The sequence below is a fragment of the Aeromonas sp. 600527 genome, assembly GCF_049175415.1.
GTDB lineage: Bacteria > Pseudomonadota > Gammaproteobacteria > Enterobacterales > Aeromonadaceae > Aeromonas > Aeromonas veronii_A.
Genome location: NZ_JAAKVA010000018.1, coordinates 14,354 through 30,182, shown reverse-complemented (window position 1 = coordinate 30,182; position 15,829 = coordinate 14,354). Strand labels below are relative to the sequence as shown.

Genomic DNA, 15,829 nt, shown 5'->3' with positions numbered 1-15,829 from the left:
AGGAGAGATACATGAACAAGCTGATGCTGGCGACAGCCGTAGTTACTGCCCTTGCGTCCGGTAGCCTGATGGCCAAGGAGTGGAAAGAGGTCCGGATCGGGGTTGAGGGTGCCTATCCCCCCTTCTCCTGGACCGAGCCCAGTGGCGAGGTGAAAGGCTTTGATATCGACATCGCCAACGCCCTGTGCGAAGAGATGAAAGTGAAGTGCACCCTGGTCAAGCAGGACTGGGACGGCATCATTCCGGCGCTGCTGTCACGCAAGTTTGACGCCATCATCGCCACCATGGACATCACAGAAGAGCGCAAGAAGAAGGTGGACTTCACCCAGAAGTACCAGCACATTCCGGCCCGCTTCGCTGCCAAGAAGGGCACTGATGTGCAGCTCGACAAAGCCTTTATGGAAGGCAAGTCCGTCGCGGTGCAGCGTGCGACCTCTATGGATACCTTTATTACCGACAACTTCCCCAACGCCACCATCAAGCGTTACGGCACCGCCGATGAAGCCTATCTCGATCTGAAATCCGGTCGTGTGGACTATGTGCTGGCCGACTCTGCCGCCATTACCGACGGTCTGCTGAAGAAAGAGGGCGGTGATGCCTTCGAATTCGTCGGCCCGAAACTGACCGATCCCAAGTGGTTTGGCGAGGGTGCCGGTATTGCGGTGCGCAAGGCTGACAAGGATCTGAAAGAGAAATTCAACGCCGCCATTCTGGCGCTGCGTGCCAACGGCAAGTACAAGGAAATCAACGACAAGTACTTCGAGTTCGACGTATACGGCGAGTAAAAACCGGAACCGTGTACGGTGAGTCATTCGCCACATAGATAGCGAATAACAGGCCGACCGGCTCACCTCGTCAGTCGTCATCGGGCCCGTTCTCTCCGTGTGGAGCGATGGGCCCTATTAATTGCAATGGAGCTGCATCTGACCGTGTTAGGGATGTGGGTTCTCTTGTTGTTCAGAGGCATCAGCCCACTCGATAAGTTGCAATGGAGCTGCATATGTTTGATTTGAAAGGATACGAAGCCTCGCTGCTGGAGGGCGCCTGGGTCACCCTGGAAGTGGCGCTGGCCTCCCTGCTGCTGGCACTGCTGCTCGGCATGCTGGGGGCGCTGGCTAAACTCTCCCCCTACAAGTGGGCCAGGGCTATTGCCACCGGTTACACCACCATTATTCGCGGTATCCCTGATCTGGTGTTGATGATGCTGCTCTTCTTTGGCGGCCAGGTGCTGATCAACGGCATCTGCACCTGGGTCAACGAGACTTACAACAGCTGGTTACTGGAGAGTAATCCCAATCAGGAGTGGGTCTCCCTGCTCCCGGACTATATCGACATCAGCCCCTTTGTGGCCGGTGTCGCGACCATCGGCTTTATCTTCGGCGCCTACATGACCGAGACCTTTCGCGGTGCCATTCTGGCGGTAGACAAAGGTGAGCTGGAGGCAGCACGGGCCTTTGGCATGCGGGCAACCCAGGTGTTTGTGCGGATCCTCTTCCCCCAGATGATGCGCCACGCTTTGCCGGGGTTTGGCAATAACTGGCTGGTACTGCTGAAAACTACCGCGCTGGTCTCCATCATCGGCCTTGATGACATGGTGCGTAAAGCCTCGCTGGCTGCGGGCTCGACCCAGCAACCCTTCACTTTCTACATGGCCGTGGCGCTGATCTTCCTGATCTTCACTGCCGTCTCCACCTCGGCGCTCAAGTGGGCCGAGCGTCACTATGCCATCAAGACGAGGTAAGCCATGGATTTCTCAATCATTCTCAAAGAGTGGCCCACCTACTGGGAGGGGCTCTATACCACCGTCTGGCTGGTGGCCCTCTCTCTGATCCTTGGGTTGATGCTGGCGGTGCCCATGGGCATCCTGCGCAATAGCCGCAACTGGCTAATCAAGGGACCGATCTGGGCCTATATCTACTTCTTTCGCGGCACCCCGCTGCTGGTGCAGCTCTTTATCATCTACTACGGCGCCGCCCAGTGGGAGTGGCTGAAGAACAGTGCCGCCTGGTCGCTCTTCTCCGAAGCCTGGTTCTGTGCCCTGCTGGCCTTCACCCTCAATACCGCCGCCTATACCGCCGAGATTGTGCGCGGGGCGGTACACAATATGCCGCGTGGCCAGATTGAGGCGGCCAACGCCTTTGGCATGACCCGCTGGCAGACCCTGACCCGGATCATTTTGCCCAACTCGTTTCGTCGGGCGCTGCCGGCTTACAGCAACGAGGTGATCTTCATGCTGCAGGGCTCGGCGGTGGCGGGCATCATCACCATCGTCGATCTGACCGGCGCGGCGCGGATCATCAACTCCCGCTACTACAGTCCGTTCGAGGCCTTTTTGACCGCGGGGCTGCTCTATATGCTGCTCACCTTTGTCATCGTCTGGCTGTTCAAAAAGTGGGAAGCGCGCTGGCACGCCCACCTGCGCCCGCGCAGCGTTTGACTGGTCATCGCGCATGAAAAGCCCTGCCACAGTCGGCAGGGCTTTTTTCACCCGGCAATGGCCATCGGCCGTTTGCCAAATGGTGGCCGAGCAGGGACAATGCCTGCCCGAGAGCAGCCGGCGTACCGGTTGCAGGCCTTTTTCCTGTCCCCCGAGGTGTTATGTACCGGATCCTGTTTCAACACGCCGATTTTCTGGTTATCGACAAGCAGCCCGGCATCGGCATGCATGACGAGAAGGGAGAAGAGGGAGGAGAGACTGAGCCCGGGCTGGTCAATCGCGTGAAGGCCGATACGGGTCTGACCCTCTATCCGGTACACCGACTCGACAAGATGACCTCCGGGCTGGTGCTGCTGGCTCGCACCACGGAGGCGAACCGTGAGCTGAGCATGGCTTTTGCGGCCCGTGAGGTGAGCAAGCAGTATCTGGCGCTCTCCGATCGCAAACCCAAGAAGAAGCAGGGTTGGGTGAAGGGGGATATGCAAAAGGGGCGCGGCGGCAGCTGGATGCTGGTGCGTACTCTGGATAATCCTGCCATCAGCTGGTTTGATTCGGTGTCGGTGCGCGAGGGGCTGCGGCTCTATCGCATCAAGCCCCAGACCGGCAAAACCCACCAGATCCGGGTTGCCCTCAAAAGTATCGGCGCCCCCATTCTCGGGGATGAGCGCTATGGCGGTACGCCAGCCGATCGCGGCTATCTGCACGCCTGGCGACTGAGTTTTACGCTGGCGGGCGAGCCGTTCGACTTTGTCTGCCCGCCCGATGTGGGGAGTGAATTTGTCACTCCCGAGCTCACGGCCGCCATCGCAGCCCTTGCGCCCTGATGCTTATGCGCCCAGCGTCTGACACAATGATCCATTCAGCGAAAGAGCGTGATCCTGACGGACGTGCACCGCGCTGGATCCTGGCCGACTTTGACGACACCCTGGCCCCCGGCGACAGCCACGCCGGTCTGCTGCGCTATATCTTGCGCCGCCGGATCTGGCCGTTGTTGCTGTTGCCAGTAATCGCGCTCGGTGGCTTGGTCTATCTTGCTCCCAGTCAGCGGCGGCGCGGTATCTCCCTTATCTGGTGGGCCATCACCTTGGGGCTTTCCTCTTTGGGCTGGCGCAAGCTGGTGCGTGCCTATTGCCGCACCAGGCCGGGGCTGTATCGTCAGGCTCGCGAATTGCTGCAAAGCGAGGGCGCGCGCTGCTGGGTGATCTCCGCCAGTCCCTGCGCGCTGGTGCGAGCCCAGCTCTATCAGCAACTGCCCGGCCAGTTGCCCCACCGGATCATTGGCTCGCAGATGTACTACCGTTTTGGCGGCCTGATGCCGCGCTTCTATTGCCACGGCCAGCACAAGCTGCTGCCGGAGATCTGCGCCCTCGATGCCGAATTGGCCTTGAGCGACAGCCTGCACGATCTGCCGCTGCTGGGGTTGGGGAAAGAGGCGTGGTTGATCAATCCGACGCCCACGCGACTGCAAAAAGCCCGGGCCCGCTTGCCCCATCTGCTGGTCAAAAACTGGCAACTGTAAGCCAAAGCTGACAGCCATGCGGGTCGTCACCGTTTGATCCGCAAGGCTGCGACTTGAATGTCACAATCCATTTACATTATTTGCTGCCAGCTGCGAAAAACTATCTGCAACCCGCCTCTTCTCTTCCTGCTACGCCCTGCTTCTAATGAAACAAGTTGTTAACACTTGCCGCGCCGCTGGGTGCCGCAATCCGTTTTAACCGAATCAAGAGCAAGGAGCGCCCGATGAATGCCACCTCTTCCGCCACCCATACCATCAATCCTTTAGGCACAGACGGTTTCGAGTTTGTCGAGTACACAGCCCCCGATGCCAAAGGGATTGCTGCCCTCAAGAGCCTGTTCGTTTCGCTCGGGTTTGCCGAGGTCGCCAAGCACAAACACAAGCAGTGCTGGCTCTACCGGCAGGGGGATATCAACTTTGTGGTCAATGCCGAGCCTCACTCCCAGGCGGAGCAGTTTGCCAGCCTGCACGGGCCGAGCGTTTGCGGCATGGCATTTCGGGTGAGCGATGCGGGCAAAGCCCAGCAGTACGCCATCGCCAAGGGGGCCAAGCCCTTTGTCGGCAAGATTGGCCCGATGGAGCTCAATATTCCCGCCATCTACGGTATCGGCGAGAGCACGCTCTCCTTTGTCGACCGCTATGGCGACAAGGGCTCCATCTATGACGTGGATTTTGTCTTCTACCCCGACTGGCAGTCCCGGATGGCAGAGGTGGATGCCGGTCTTATGGAGATCGATCACCTGACCCACAACGTCCATCGCGGCAATATGGATGTCTGGTCCAACTTCTATGAGCGGATCGGTAACTTCCGTGAAATTCGCTACTTCGATATCGAGGGCAAGCTGACCGGGCTGCACTCCCGTGCCATGACCGCGCCTTGTGGCAAGATCCGCATCCCCATCAACGAGTCGGCGGATGACAAGTCCCAGATCGAGGAGTACCTGCGTCAGTACAAGGGGGAGGGGATCCAGCACATCGCCATGGCCTCCAGCGATATCTACCACACCATCCGCACCCTGCGCAGCCGCGGTACCGGTTTTATGCCGACCCCGGATACCTACTACGAGAAGGTGAACAGCCGGGTCGAGGGGCATCAGGAGGATCTGGCGGCCCTCAAAGAGCTGCGCATCCTCATCGACGGCTCCCCCACCAAGGATGGCATTCTGCTGCAGATCTTCACCGATACCGTGATAGGCCCGGTCTTCTTCGAGATCATCCAGCGCAAGGGTAACGAAGGGTTTGGCGAGGGCAATTTCAAGGCGCTGTTTGAATCGATCGAGCTGGACCAGATCCGCCGTGGCGTGCTGGATGGCGGCGAGGATGAGAAGGGTGCCCGCAAAGAGGGAGCGAGCGATGCGTAACTGGATTAACTTCCCCCATCGGGAGGGGACCCACTCCCGGCAAGCCCATGCCGACCTGCCGGAGCAGGCCATCTATGAGCGCGAGCTGGGGCGAAGCGGCTTTTTCGGCCCAGCTACCCACATGCACCACAAGCATGCCCCCACTGACTGGATCAGTTGGGAGGGACCGCTGCGGCCACGGCTGTTTGACCTCAATGCCCTGCAGGATGAGGTGAGTTCCCTCTCCCCCTGGGTGGCCCCCGATATTCTCAGCAACCCCCACTGCCGCTATCGCATCTGGCGGCTCTCCGAGGCGATGCCGTTTCTGGTGCGCAACGCCGACGGTGACGAGCTGCTCTTTATCCACGAAGGGAGCGGAGAGTTCTTCTGCGACTACGGCCACCTGACTCTTCGCGATGGCGACTACGTAGTGATCCCCCGCGGCACCATGTGGCGCATCGAGCCGACAGCGCCCCTGTTCATCCTGATGATCGAGGCGACCAACGACAGCTACCAGCTGCCGGATAAGGGGCTGGTGGGCAATCACGCCATCTTCGACCCGGCGGCGCTCGATGTGCCCGCCATCAATGAACGCTTTTTAGCCCAGCAGGATGAGAATCCCTGGTCGCTGCAGGTGAAGCGTCACGATCAGGTGTCGGTCATCACCTGGCCCTTCAACCCGCTTGATGCGCAAGGTTGGCACGGGGACTTGTGCGTGGTGCGCCTCAACTGGCGGGATATCCGCCCGCTGATGAGCCATCGCTACCATCTGCCGCCGTCGGCTCATTCGACCTTTGTGGCGAGCCGCTTCGTGATTTGTACCTTCGTGCCGCGCCCCATCGAGAGCGATCCCGGCGCCCTCAAGGTGCCCTTCTATCACAGCAATGACGATTACGACGAGGTGCTCTTTTACCACGCGGGGGATTTCTTTAGCCGGGACAATATCGAGCGGGGCATGGTCACCTTCCATCCCGCCGGTTTCACCCACGGCCCCCATCCCAAGGCGTTTGCGGCAGGGCAGGCCTATGCCAAGAAGTTCACCGACGAGGTGGCGGTCATGCTAGATACCCGCGATGCGCTGAACATCGGCAGTCTGTGCGAAGGGATCGAGAACACCCGGTATGTCTCCAGCTGGCAGCGCCCGGACGCTGCTGCCGGCAAATAAGGAATCGCTTATGAAATTGGCAACATTGAACAATGGCAAGCGCGATGGCGCTTTGGTGGTTGTGAGCCGGGATCTGGCCCGGGCGGTGCGGGTGAGCGAGATTGCCCCGACGTTGCAGACCGCCCTCGACGAGTGGGCCGAGGTTGCCCCCAGGCTTGAGGCTGTCTATCAGCAGCTTAATGAGGGCCGCGTGGCCGAGGCGTTCCCCTTTGACGAAGCATCTTGCCTCTCTCCGCTGCCGCGCGCCTATCAGTGGGCCGATGGCAGTGCCTACGTCAACCATGTGGAGCTGGTGCGCAAGGCACGCGGCGCCGAGATGCCGGAAAGCTTCTGGCACGATCCCCTGATGTATCAGGGAGGCTCGGACAGCTTCCTCGCCCCCCGTGGGCCGATTGTGATGGGCTCGGAGGAGTGGGGGATCGATTTCGAGTCGGAGGTAGCCATCATCACCGACGATGTGCCGATGGGGGTGAGTGCGCAGGGGGCCGCCAGCCACGTCAAATTGCTGATGCTGGTCAACGATGTGAGCCTGCGCAACCTGATCCCGGGGGAGCTGGCCAAGGGCTTTGGCTTCTTCCAGTCCAAACCGTCCAGCGCCTTCTCGCCGGTGGCCATCACTCCAGATGAGCTCGGCGATGACTGGCGTGATGGCAAAGTGCATCTGCCGCTTCTGACTCACCTCAACGGTGCCCCGTTTGGTGCGCCAGAAGCCGGGGTGGATATGACCTTCAGCTTCTTCGAGCTGATTGCCCATGCCGCCAAGACCCGTCCCCTAGGCGCTGGCTGCATCATTGGCTCGGGCACCGTCTCCAACTACGATCGCAGCGCCGGTTCATCCTGCATCGCCGAGCGCCGCATGCTGGAAATTCTTGATTGTGATCAAGCTATAACCCCCTATTTGCAGTTTGGTGATAGAGTGTCGATCGCGATGGAGGATCGCTCTGGCCAAAACCTGTTTGGCACCATATCTCAACAGGTGGTGCCAGCGAGCGGTCAGGGAGGTTGATGGCCAGCGCCGGTTGGCGGCAAGGATTTTCGGGATATGTCCGGATCACGACGAGCCCTCAACCGGTGCCGGATACACAAGGAGGCAGGTGGCGAGCACCTGCCGGGCTTCGGGCCCAGATAAGATGCAGGGACAGATTATGTTGCAGTTGTTTGGCTATTGGCGTTCGTCGGCAAGTTTTCGGGTGCGGATCGTGTTGCAGCTCAAGGGGCTCGCCTACGAGCAGCATCCCATCAATTTGCGGCAAGGCGAGCAGAGCGAGAAGGCCTATCGCCGGATCAACCCGCAAGGGCTGGTGCCGTTTCTGGTGGATGGCGATGTGCAGATCGGTCAGTCGGTCGCCATCATGGAGTACCTTGACGAGACCTATCCCGCCTATTCTCTGATGCCCTCTTCCCCCGACGCGCGGGCTCGGGTGCGCCAGATCGTCAACATGATCGCCTGTGATATTCACCCGCTCAACAATCTGCGGGTGCTCAACTATCTGGAAGAGCACTTCAGGGCCAACAACGAGCAGGAGGCCCGCTGGTATCGCCACTGGATTGACGAGACCTTCACCGCCCTCGAACAGCTGTTGATGACCACCGCCGGTGTCTACTGCGTCGGCAACGAAGTGACCCTGGCCGACTGCATGCTGGTGCCCCAGGTCTACAACGCCCGGCGCTACGACATGACCCTGGAGGATTACCCCACCATCCGTCGCATCGTCGCCAACTGCGAGCAGTTGCAAGCCTTTATCAAGGCCGCCCCCGCCAACCAGCCGGACGCGCAGTGACCTACTGACTTGAAGCGCGGGATGGCATCAACACGCCATCCCACGCGTCACATCTCCTCATCTCTCTATTCCCCTCTCTGTGCGCTTTTTGTTCTTCGTGTTGACGGCTGAATGTCGCCAATAATCCTTCGCTTGTCACACTTATCAACATTTTGCATCGACTGAGTCTTTGTTATTGGTGTTTTGGGCTGCCAGTCACACTCAAGTCAGTGGATTGGGCCTAGTATCGCCACGCCAGCGGGACAACGGAAAGCAGAGATGCGAACAGGTCGTCTATCAGGGGGCCTTGGCTACCTCTCTGGTTTCCACGGTTTATCCGCACTGCTTTTTACGTGTTTACGGTTTGATGGCCCGCACTGCCCGGCCCGTGTCACCGCGCAGATCCCTTGTGACAGCGGCAGGTTGACTGGCGAGCCACCGCTTATTTGCAACCACTCTGTGCAACAAGGAGTTCTCATGCATTCCTTCAAAAAGTGCGTCGTCGCACTCTCCATCAACCTTGCTCTCTTCTCGTCGGCGTTCGCCTGTACCACCTTGCTGGTCGGCAGTGAAGCCAGCGCCGATGGCTCCATGATGGTGGCCCGCAGCGCCGACAGCGATGCCCTGAAAGCCCAGCATTTCGTGATCCATCCGGCCAAGCAGGGTCAGAGCGGAGTCCATAGTTCCAAGGCCCACAACGGCGCCAATGATTTCAGTTATCCCTTGCCGAAAAACTCCCTGCGCTATACCACAGTGCCGAACTGGAAGACCCAGCTGCACGGCGCCACCGGATTTAATGAGAAGGGGGTCGGGGTGAGCGGTACCGAGTCTATTTTTGCCTCACCCGAAGCGCTTGCCTTCGACCCCTATGTGGAAGAGAAGGGGATCACCGAGGATGATATTCCCGATGTGCTGCTCTCCCGGTCTACGTCGGCACGCGAGGCGGTCGCCTTGCTTGGCAACATCATCGAAACCATAGGGGCAGGAGAGGGATTTGGCGTCGCCGTGGTGGATGATACCGAGCTCTGGTATCTGGAGACCGCCACCGGCCACCACTGGATGGCGCAGCGTCTGCCGCAAAATCACTATTTCGCTACCGGCAATCAGGGCCGCCTGCAGCAGTACGATCCCGCCAGTGCCGACATGATGGGCTCGAAAAATCTGATCGAATTTGCCACCGAGAAGGGGCTCTACCGTCCGCAAAAGGATGGGGCATTCAACTTCTCGAAAGCCTATACCCGCGATGACGAGCGGGACCGCACCTATAACGATCCGCGAGTCTGGACTATCCAGCAGATGTTCAACCCCTCGCTCAAGCAGGCGGTGGATGCCGGTCGCCAGTTCCCGGTCACCCTCTCCCCCGAGAAGAAGATGACGCTGGAGGAGGTCAAGGCAGTGCTGCGCAATCATTATGACGGTACCGAGCATGATCCCTACAGCAAGGGGTTGAACGGTCAGGAGCCGTGGCGCCCTGTCAGTGTGTTTCGTACCTATGAGTCCCATGTGATGCAGGTTCGCCCCTGGATGCCGCGTGAGGTGGGGGAGGTGACCTATGTTGGACTCGGCATGGCGGACTTGACCGCCTTCGTTCCCTACTACAGTGGTCTGGAAGCCTATCCGGCCCACTATGCCATGGGCAGCGACAAGGCCGACAGCGACTCCATCTACTGGAAATATCGCAAACTGCAGACTTTGGTAATGACCGATTACCCCAAACTGGCCCCCATGGTGAAGCAGGCTTACCAGAGCTGGGAGGCGAAGATCGCCAAAGAGCAGAAAGAGATGGAAGCCAACTATCTGAAAACGGTCAAGACCGACAAGGCCGCAGCCAACAGCCTGCTCAACGACTTCAATCTGCGAGTCATGAAGGAGGCCGAGGCGTTGACTGAAGAGCTGACCAACCAGATCTTCACTGTGCGCACTCAGGATATTCAGGCCGATATCTTCTTCGCCAACAAGGCGAAAAAGGACTGATTGCCCCCCCATGATGTGGTGAAGCGGCAGAGCGTGTCGTCATCCATTTCCTGAGTGTGGTGATCCTCTCACGGCCACCCCGGTTATCAGAAGACGACATAACGAAAAGCCTTCACGGAAGTGAAGGCTTTTTTGCAGAGTGTTCCGGTGATAGCGACAAAGCCTGTCTGGCTAAAAACGGTACTCGATATGGAGGGTATGGCTGTCCAGCCCCGGGTTCTTGTCATACATATAGGCGTTGGACATGTGCTCATATTGATAGCCGATCAGCCAATTCTTGGTGATGGCGTAGCCGAGACCGATGCCCAGAGCGAACTGGAAGGGGCCGCCATAATCCTTGAAGCCGTGGCCGCGTGTGCCAAATTGATGTTGATTGAGCCAGACCATTTCGCCGGGTATCCAGGTCACCCAGTTACCCCATTGGCATTCGATACGGGCGCCGCCTCCCAGTCTTGCGGTCTCTTCATCTTCTACCTTGAGTGTTCCTCCACGCACCCCCAGCCCAAATTGGCAGCCTGAGTCTCCCCAGCGCCAGAACATATGGTGAAACTTGGCGTCGGCGAATTTGATGTCGAGCTTTTCATTGCTGAATGCCTTGCCTAGTTGCAGGGTAAGAATATTGTCATTGGCTATCGCTCCTGCGCTGGTGAGCAACGAAACCAGCAGGCCGATCCTTGATAGAGTGTTAGCGTCCATGCCCCCTCCAATGTCGTTGTGACCCTGTGTCGCTGATTCAATCGGACACATATCAGGCATAGTCAACGGACAATAACCCTGTCAATCACGGCCAGAAAAACTAAAAAAAATCATGTTGGTCGATAAATGGGCTATCGCGTTGATGCCCTTAATAAGGGGAGGTCATCAGCATCCCGGCTTAGTTCGTTATTTGAACAAATGTGTAACATGTGACGTGATGATGCTCGCTGGCGTGGACTGGTTTATCGCGCAGGGTGAGGAGTTTGAGAGGGATGTCGGATATGACTTCCTGGGTAAATCAGATTTCTCCTATTTCATTTTCATTGAAAAATCAACATTGTGACTTCACAAAAATTAATTTTTTCTGGAAGGGAAGAGGAATAATTTAGACGTTTCTAAATTAATCTGGAGCATCATCAAAATTATTTACACCATGTGAATACATTTTTTGCCAATGAAAAATGAAATAAAAAATTCTTAAAAAACAGTATTTTGCTGATTTTTTCATCGGGTGGGGATTGCAGGTGAAATTTTTGATTGTTGACCCAATTGCGGCTTATTGGTAGCATTCAAAAAAAACGAGAATAAGTATGATATACGTCACATTGTGACGCTTTCATGCACGGGTTGGGTGCTTGCATTATAATCTATCTGCTGGCTTTTTGAGCTGGCAGTCCACGTATTTTATCCCTCCTGTATTTATTTCACATCCATTTTGTATGCTTTTTATCCGGCAGGATGTCATCGCCGTGCGGTAGCTATGTCTAATTTTCCCGGCATCTCGTGTTGTGCGGTAGCTATGGCCAAACAAGAGATGCTGGCATCATTTGTGTAACACTTTGCCAACATTTGAACTGTGTCACCCGTCTTGAGGCTTATGACTGCTCTGAGCAATACAGACGGTGTACAGCCTGATATCCATCATAACTATTCGCGTTTTACTCGATTTGTTCAGAGCATTCTGCAATGTACGCAGTAAACGCTCATATATTGAGCAAATCACGCTGATCCAGCTTGCATCAACCGCTTTTTCAAGTCTTGACTGATTGCCTGTTAATGAGGTACTTCATGGCCCACTTTGGCATATAGAGGATATGAAAATCTTCGTAATGCTGAATATTGCAGTTCTTCTTGGGTCGCAAAGATAACCAGCAAATCGGTAAAAAATTACCAGAGCATAAGACTGTAAAGTTTTAAAAGATTAACATTTGACTCCATGGAAAATATTGACACATGAATTATGCAACCCGGTTATTGGCGATTTCATTAGCCATACAAGTTGGTGGCTGCGCATATGAGCCAAAGCAGGTAGAAGCGTCTCGTCCTCTCGTCAACCCCTCGATTGCTACCGAATTGCATGTCATGCCTCCCGATCTGCAGCAGGCGCTGAATACGCTGCCACAGGGGGCAGCATTCAGTAGAAACAATGTGACCTATACCCTGGGGCAACGTTATGTTTCTGCTCTGGGTCTTGAGTGCGTTGAGTTGTTGTTTAACAGTGTGCAAGGCCACTCGCAAAGACGTGCGGCATGCAAGACTGAAGAACAATGGTATCTGATACCTCAACTGGAACAGACCTCTGTCAGCAACCTTCTTGCTGAGCAATAAAATGAAGGCAAATGGTTTGAAAAAAATGAAAATATATCAGCTTGGCACACTTCTGTTCCTCATCAGTACATCCTGCACAACCATGACCCTTGCCGCACCTGATTTAGCGCAAGCAAATGGATCATCATTTGGTTACACCCTTTCAGGAAAAGCTGCAGAAAACACCGGCCCCCAGCTTGGTGGTCAAGCTGCACTGAGTGGGCAGGCAAACACAAGTTCAACGACCGGGAGTTTTACTCAACAGAATCGTCAAGGGATGTTGTTACCCGGTGAGGCAGACGTACGAAAATTACTGCCCCTGGCAGAGGCAGGATTACCTCCTCCTTATGGCGCCAATCTGTTTGCAGGTGGGTATGAGACTGAACGCAGTGATGGTTTGAATGACAATTATCTGATAGCTCCGGGTGACAAACTTAATATCTGGATCTGGGGAGCCGTCAACTTTTCAAATGTAGTGACGGTAGATAATCAAGGTAATATCTTCATCCCTGATGTCGGCCCGATCAATGTCAAGAATGTACCTGCCAGCCAGGTCAATAATCTGGTGACCAGCAGGATTGGTGATGTTTTTACAAATAATGTCAATATCTACGTCAACCTGTTGACAACAACTCCCGTGAGTGTGTTTGTCACTGGCCCGGTAATACGGCCAGGCCAGTATGCGGGTCAATCCTCTGACAGTGTGCTCTATTTTCTAAAACGGGCTGGGGGGATCGACTCGGAGCGCGGCAGCTATCGTCAAATAAAGGTATTACGCCAGAACCAGGTCATCCAAAAAATCGATCTGTATGAATTCATGCAGCAGGGCAAAATGCCCAAGCTCTCTTTTAAAGATCAGGATGTCATCCTGGTAGAGCCACAGGGCCCGATGATAAATGTCGCGGGCAAGGTTCGTAATCCCTTCCGTTTCGAATTGACTCAGCGTAATACGCTAGGCTCGGAGCTGGTCAACTACGCACTGCCGCTTGCCAAGGTGAGTCATGTCGGGGTGATAGGTGACCGTCCAAGTGGTCCATTCTCCATCTATTTACCTTACAAGGATTTTGCCAGCCTCCAGCTTAAGGATGGTGACAAAGTCTTGTTCAATGATGATATGCATGCTCAGGTTTATGATGTGCAGGTCGCAGGTAGCTATATGGGGCCCTCATATTTCACTGTGCGCAAGCAGACCAAGCTGCATGAGCTGCTCAACCATATTCCCATTGACCCACAGCTTGCCGATTACCAATCCATCTACCTGATGCGCAAGAGTGTCGCTGCGCGGCAAAAAGAGATGTTGGAAGAGTCGCTCAACCGGTTGGAACGCAGTGTGTTTACTGCTCCCGCCAGTTCGGATGGTGAAGCGGCGATCCGTGCCAAAGAGGCAGAACTGGTGATGCGCTTTGTCGAAAAGGCCAGAAAAATCCAGCCTCTTGGCAAGGTGGTGGTCGCAGACAAGGGGATTGTTGCGAACATTCAGCTGGAACAGGGTGACCAGATAGTCATACCGAACAGAACGGACCTGATCCAGGTCGGTGGGGAAGTCTTGATGCCACAGGCTGTGGTCTATAACGCCAATGCGACTCTCGATGACTATGTGGCCTGGGCGGGCGGATTCACCGAGCGTGCGAATGACCAGCGGATAGCCGTGGTTCATGCCAACGGATTGGTGGAGTTTAAAGATAAGGGGAGTGTCCAGCCCGGTGATCAGATCCTGGTGTTGCCCAAGGTCGACAGCAAAACCATGCAATCGGTCAAGGATATTACTCAAATTATCTATCAGATCGCCGTGGCTGCTAACGTAGCAATTAACTAAGCCGCTGATTGCGGCGTAAGACAGACTCGCCTCGGCGAGTCTGTTATACGGTAGAGCGACTTAATGAATAAACCGATTCTTAATCAAACGCCGCGCACATCCCTGCAGGTGTTGCGAGATGTTGTATTTGGCCTGCTTATTCGCGAGCTTAAAACCCGCTTTGGCAATTATCGGCTGGGCTATGCTTGGGCATTGCTAGACCCATTGTTGATGATAAGCGCATTTAGTTTGATCTTTGGTTTACGAGGTTCGAGTGGTTTTGGCGGCGCACCTGCGCCACTATTTATTACTGCGAGTTATTTACCTTTTCTTTTTTTTAGAAATGTCGTCAGTAAATTGCAATCAGCAGTTAGTGCCAATATGGGCTTGTTCTGCTATAGACAGGTAACGCCGTTTTCTACCTTTATTGCTCGCTTCATGCTTGAAACCATGATTGGAATCATCGTCGGCTGCATTTTAGTCATGGGACTTTTGTGGTTTGGTTTTGATGCCATCCCTGATGACCCGTTGCAAGTCATACTCATTTATTTCTTATTGATGGCATTTTCATTTTCACTTGGTATTATTTTTTGTGTTGTTTGTAATTTGTTTCAAGAGGCCGACAAATTTCTCGGTTTGTTGATGATGCCGTTGATGTTCATCTCATGTGTCATGTATCCACTTATGACAATTCCTGCCCAGTATCAGCACTGGTTTTTATGGAATCCGCTAGTGCATGCAGTTGAATTGATCAGAAGTGGGTGGCTTGCTGGTTACAGTAGTCCAAATGTTAGCTGGATATACTTTTCAAGTGTGACACTGATATTGTTAACATTTGCTATGAGCTGCTATCGTTTGAATCATCGTCGATTAATTTCCAGTTAATGTGAAATAATATGATCATTCTTGATAATGTAACCAAGTATTATCCGACAAAATTTGGACGCAACTATGTACTACGGGATGTCAGTATTGAATTGCCGCGGGATCGTAACATTGGCATTTTAGGTGTCAACGGGGCTGGTAAATCTACCTTGTTACGCTTGTTGGGGGGTATGGATGCGCCTAATGAAGGGCGTGTTATTCGTCAATGCCGTGTATCCTGGCCGTTAGCATTAAGTGGTGGATTTCAAGGCAGTATGACCGGACGAGAGAATACGCGCTTTGTCTGTCGTATTCATGGTGTACGGGATACCAAGACGGTTGAAGAGTGGGTGAAGGAGTTCTCAGAGATCGGTCAGCACTACGAGTTACCCATCAAAACCTATTCCAGTGGTATGAAGTCAAAATTCAATTTCGCCGTCAGTATGGCCTTTGATTTTGATATTTATCTGACGGATGAGATCACCTCGGTAGGCGATGCGCGCTTTAAACAGAAATGTATTGATGTGTTTAATCAAAAACGCGAAACAGCCAGTCTTATCATGGTGTCGCACGATATGAAAAACCTTCGTCAGCAGTGCGATATGGGTATTCTGTTGCGTAATAGCAGACTGGAAGTATTTGACAATATCGACGATGCCATCCGTATCTATCAGAATCTATAATAAGCCAAA

Annotated in this window: 15 protein-coding genes; 14 read left to right on the top strand and 1 reads right to left on the bottom strand. The window is 54.7% G+C overall.

The window, feature by feature from the left end; genetic code table 11:
• The first annotated feature begins 11 nt into the window (after positions 1–11).
• From G5154_RS18120 to G5154_RS18075, 10 genes are all read left to right on the top strand, one after another.
• Positions 12–785 carry an ABC transporter substrate-binding protein gene (locus G5154_RS18120; protein ID WP_005337307.1) on the top strand — a complete coding sequence of 258 codons (774 nt, stop codon included), beginning with the start codon at positions 12–14 and terminating at the stop codon, positions 783–785.
• A gap of 215 nt (positions 786–1,000) precedes the next feature.
• Positions 1,001–1,741, top strand: coding sequence for an ABC transporter permease (locus tag G5154_RS18115; protein WP_005352911.1), 741 nt, complete (start codon positions 1,001–1,003; stop codon positions 1,739–1,741).
• Positions 1,742–1,744: 3 nt separating this feature from the next.
• The gene (locus G5154_RS18110; protein WP_040097462.1) at positions 1,745–2,437 is read left to right on the top strand and encodes an ABC transporter permease; all 693 of its coding nucleotides are present in this window, start codon (positions 1,745–1,747) and stop codon (positions 2,435–2,437) included.
• 161 nt (positions 2,438–2,598) lie between these two features.
• Entirely contained in the window at positions 2,599–3,261 is a 663-nt protein-coding gene (locus G5154_RS18105) for a TIGR01621 family pseudouridine synthase (protein WP_421251459.1), read from the top strand.
• 26 nt (positions 3,262–3,287) lie between these two features.
• Positions 3,288–3,956 (top strand): HAD family hydrolase, encoded by a 669-nt coding sequence (locus tag G5154_RS18100; protein WP_421251458.1) that lies wholly within the window; start codon positions 3,288–3,290, stop codon positions 3,954–3,956.
• A 224-nt stretch (positions 3,957–4,180) separates the two neighbouring features.
• Entirely contained in the window at positions 4,181–5,317 is a 1,137-nt protein-coding gene (hppD, locus tag G5154_RS18095; protein WP_182963661.1) for a 4-hydroxyphenylpyruvate dioxygenase, read from the top strand.
• Positions 5,310–6,461, top strand: coding sequence for a homogentisate 1,2-dioxygenase (locus G5154_RS18090; RefSeq protein WP_421251457.1), 1,152 nt, complete (start codon positions 5,310–5,312; stop codon positions 6,459–6,461). The genes hppD and G5154_RS18090 overlap by 8 nt, the downstream gene beginning before the upstream one ends.
• A 10-nt stretch (positions 6,462–6,471) precedes the next feature.
• A complete protein-coding gene (locus G5154_RS18085) occupies positions 6,472–7,467 on the top strand; it encodes a fumarylacetoacetate hydrolase family protein (protein ID WP_421251456.1) in 996 nt (331 codons plus the stop codon).
• Positions 7,468–7,606: 139 nt separating this feature from the next.
• Positions 7,607–8,242 carry a maleylacetoacetate isomerase gene (gene maiA, locus G5154_RS18080; RefSeq protein ID WP_421251455.1) on the top strand — a complete coding sequence of 212 codons (636 nt, stop codon included), beginning with the start codon at positions 7,607–7,609 and terminating at the stop codon, positions 8,240–8,242.
• A gap of 456 nt (positions 8,243–8,698) precedes the next feature.
• Positions 8,699–10,195 carry a C69 family dipeptidase gene (locus G5154_RS18075; protein WP_421251454.1) on the top strand — a complete coding sequence of 499 codons (1,497 nt, stop codon included), beginning with the start codon at positions 8,699–8,701 and terminating at the stop codon, positions 10,193–10,195.
• A gap of 171 nt (positions 10,196–10,366) precedes the next feature.
• Here G5154_RS18075 and G5154_RS18070 read toward each other — a convergent pair whose 3' ends face one another.
• Complete coding sequence (locus G5154_RS18070) at positions 10,367–10,891, bottom strand: acyloxyacyl hydrolase (protein WP_005344743.1); 525 nt, start codon at positions 10,889–10,891, stop codon at positions 10,367–10,369.
• Between the two features lie 1,233 nt (positions 10,892–12,124).
• On the opposite strand from G5154_RS18070, the gene G5154_RS18065 reads away from it, so the two are divergent.
• From G5154_RS18065 to G5154_RS18050, 4 genes are all read left to right on the top strand, one after another.
• On the top strand, positions 12,125–12,499 hold the full coding sequence (locus G5154_RS18065; RefSeq protein WP_213388798.1) for a hypothetical protein: 375 nt from the start codon (positions 12,125–12,127) through the stop codon (positions 12,497–12,499).
• A complete protein-coding gene (locus G5154_RS18060; RefSeq protein WP_421251453.1) occupies positions 12,486–14,294 on the top strand; it encodes a polysaccharide biosynthesis/export family protein in 1,809 nt (602 codons plus the stop codon). Before G5154_RS18065 ends, G5154_RS18060 begins: the two co-directional genes overlap by 14 nt.
• Before the next feature lie 63 nt (positions 14,295–14,357).
• Positions 14,358–15,158 (top strand): ABC transporter permease, encoded by an 801-nt coding sequence (locus tag G5154_RS18055; RefSeq protein WP_421251452.1) that lies wholly within the window; start codon positions 14,358–14,360, stop codon positions 15,156–15,158.
• 11 nt (positions 15,159–15,169) lie between these two features.
• On the top strand, positions 15,170–15,820 hold the full coding sequence (locus G5154_RS18050) for an ABC transporter ATP-binding protein (protein WP_213388796.1): 651 nt from the start codon (positions 15,170–15,172) through the stop codon (positions 15,818–15,820).
• The last annotated feature ends 9 nt before the right edge of the window (positions 15,821–15,829 follow it).

What these genes read in the sequence shown, in the direction of transcription:
- G5154_RS18120 (WP_005337307.1), top strand. Translation starts at nt 12, where the DNA reads ATGAACAAGCTGATGCTGGCGACAGCCGTAGTTACTGCCCTTGCGTCC.
- G5154_RS18115 (WP_005352911.1), top strand. Translation starts at nt 1,001, where the DNA reads ATGTTTGATTTGAAAGGATACGAAGCCTCGCTGCTGGAGGGCGCCTGG.
- G5154_RS18110 (WP_040097462.1), top strand. Translation starts at nt 1,745, where the DNA reads ATGGATTTCTCAATCATTCTCAAAGAGTGGCCCACCTACTGGGAGGGG.
- G5154_RS18105 (WP_421251459.1), top strand. Translation starts at nt 2,599, where the DNA reads ATGTACCGGATCCTGTTTCAACACGCCGATTTTCTGGTTATCGACAAG.
- G5154_RS18100 (WP_421251458.1), top strand. Translation starts at nt 3,288, where the DNA reads ATGATCCATTCAGCGAAAGAGCGTGATCCTGACGGACGTGCACCGCGC.
- hppD (WP_182963661.1), top strand. Translation starts at nt 4,181, where the DNA reads ATGAATGCCACCTCTTCCGCCACCCATACCATCAATCCTTTAGGCACA.
- G5154_RS18090 (WP_421251457.1), top strand. Translation starts at nt 5,310, where the DNA reads ATGCGTAACTGGATTAACTTCCCCCATCGGGAGGGGACCCACTCCCGG.
- G5154_RS18085 (WP_421251456.1), top strand. Translation starts at nt 6,472, where the DNA reads ATGAAATTGGCAACATTGAACAATGGCAAGCGCGATGGCGCTTTGGTG.
- maiA (WP_421251455.1), top strand. Translation starts at nt 7,607, where the DNA reads ATGTTGCAGTTGTTTGGCTATTGGCGTTCGTCGGCAAGTTTTCGGGTG.
- G5154_RS18075 (WP_421251454.1), top strand. Translation starts at nt 8,699, where the DNA reads ATGCATTCCTTCAAAAAGTGCGTCGTCGCACTCTCCATCAACCTTGCT.
- G5154_RS18070 (WP_005344743.1), bottom strand. Translation starts at nt 10,891, where the DNA reads ATGGACGCTAACACTCTATCAAGGATCGGCCTGCTGGTTTCGTTGCTC.
- G5154_RS18065 (WP_213388798.1), top strand. Translation starts at nt 12,125, where the DNA reads ATGAATTATGCAACCCGGTTATTGGCGATTTCATTAGCCATACAAGTT.
- G5154_RS18055 (WP_421251452.1), top strand. Translation starts at nt 14,358, where the DNA reads ATGAATAAACCGATTCTTAATCAAACGCCGCGCACATCCCTGCAGGTG.
- G5154_RS18050 (WP_213388796.1), top strand. Translation starts at nt 15,170, where the DNA reads ATGATCATTCTTGATAATGTAACCAAGTATTATCCGACAAAATTTGGA.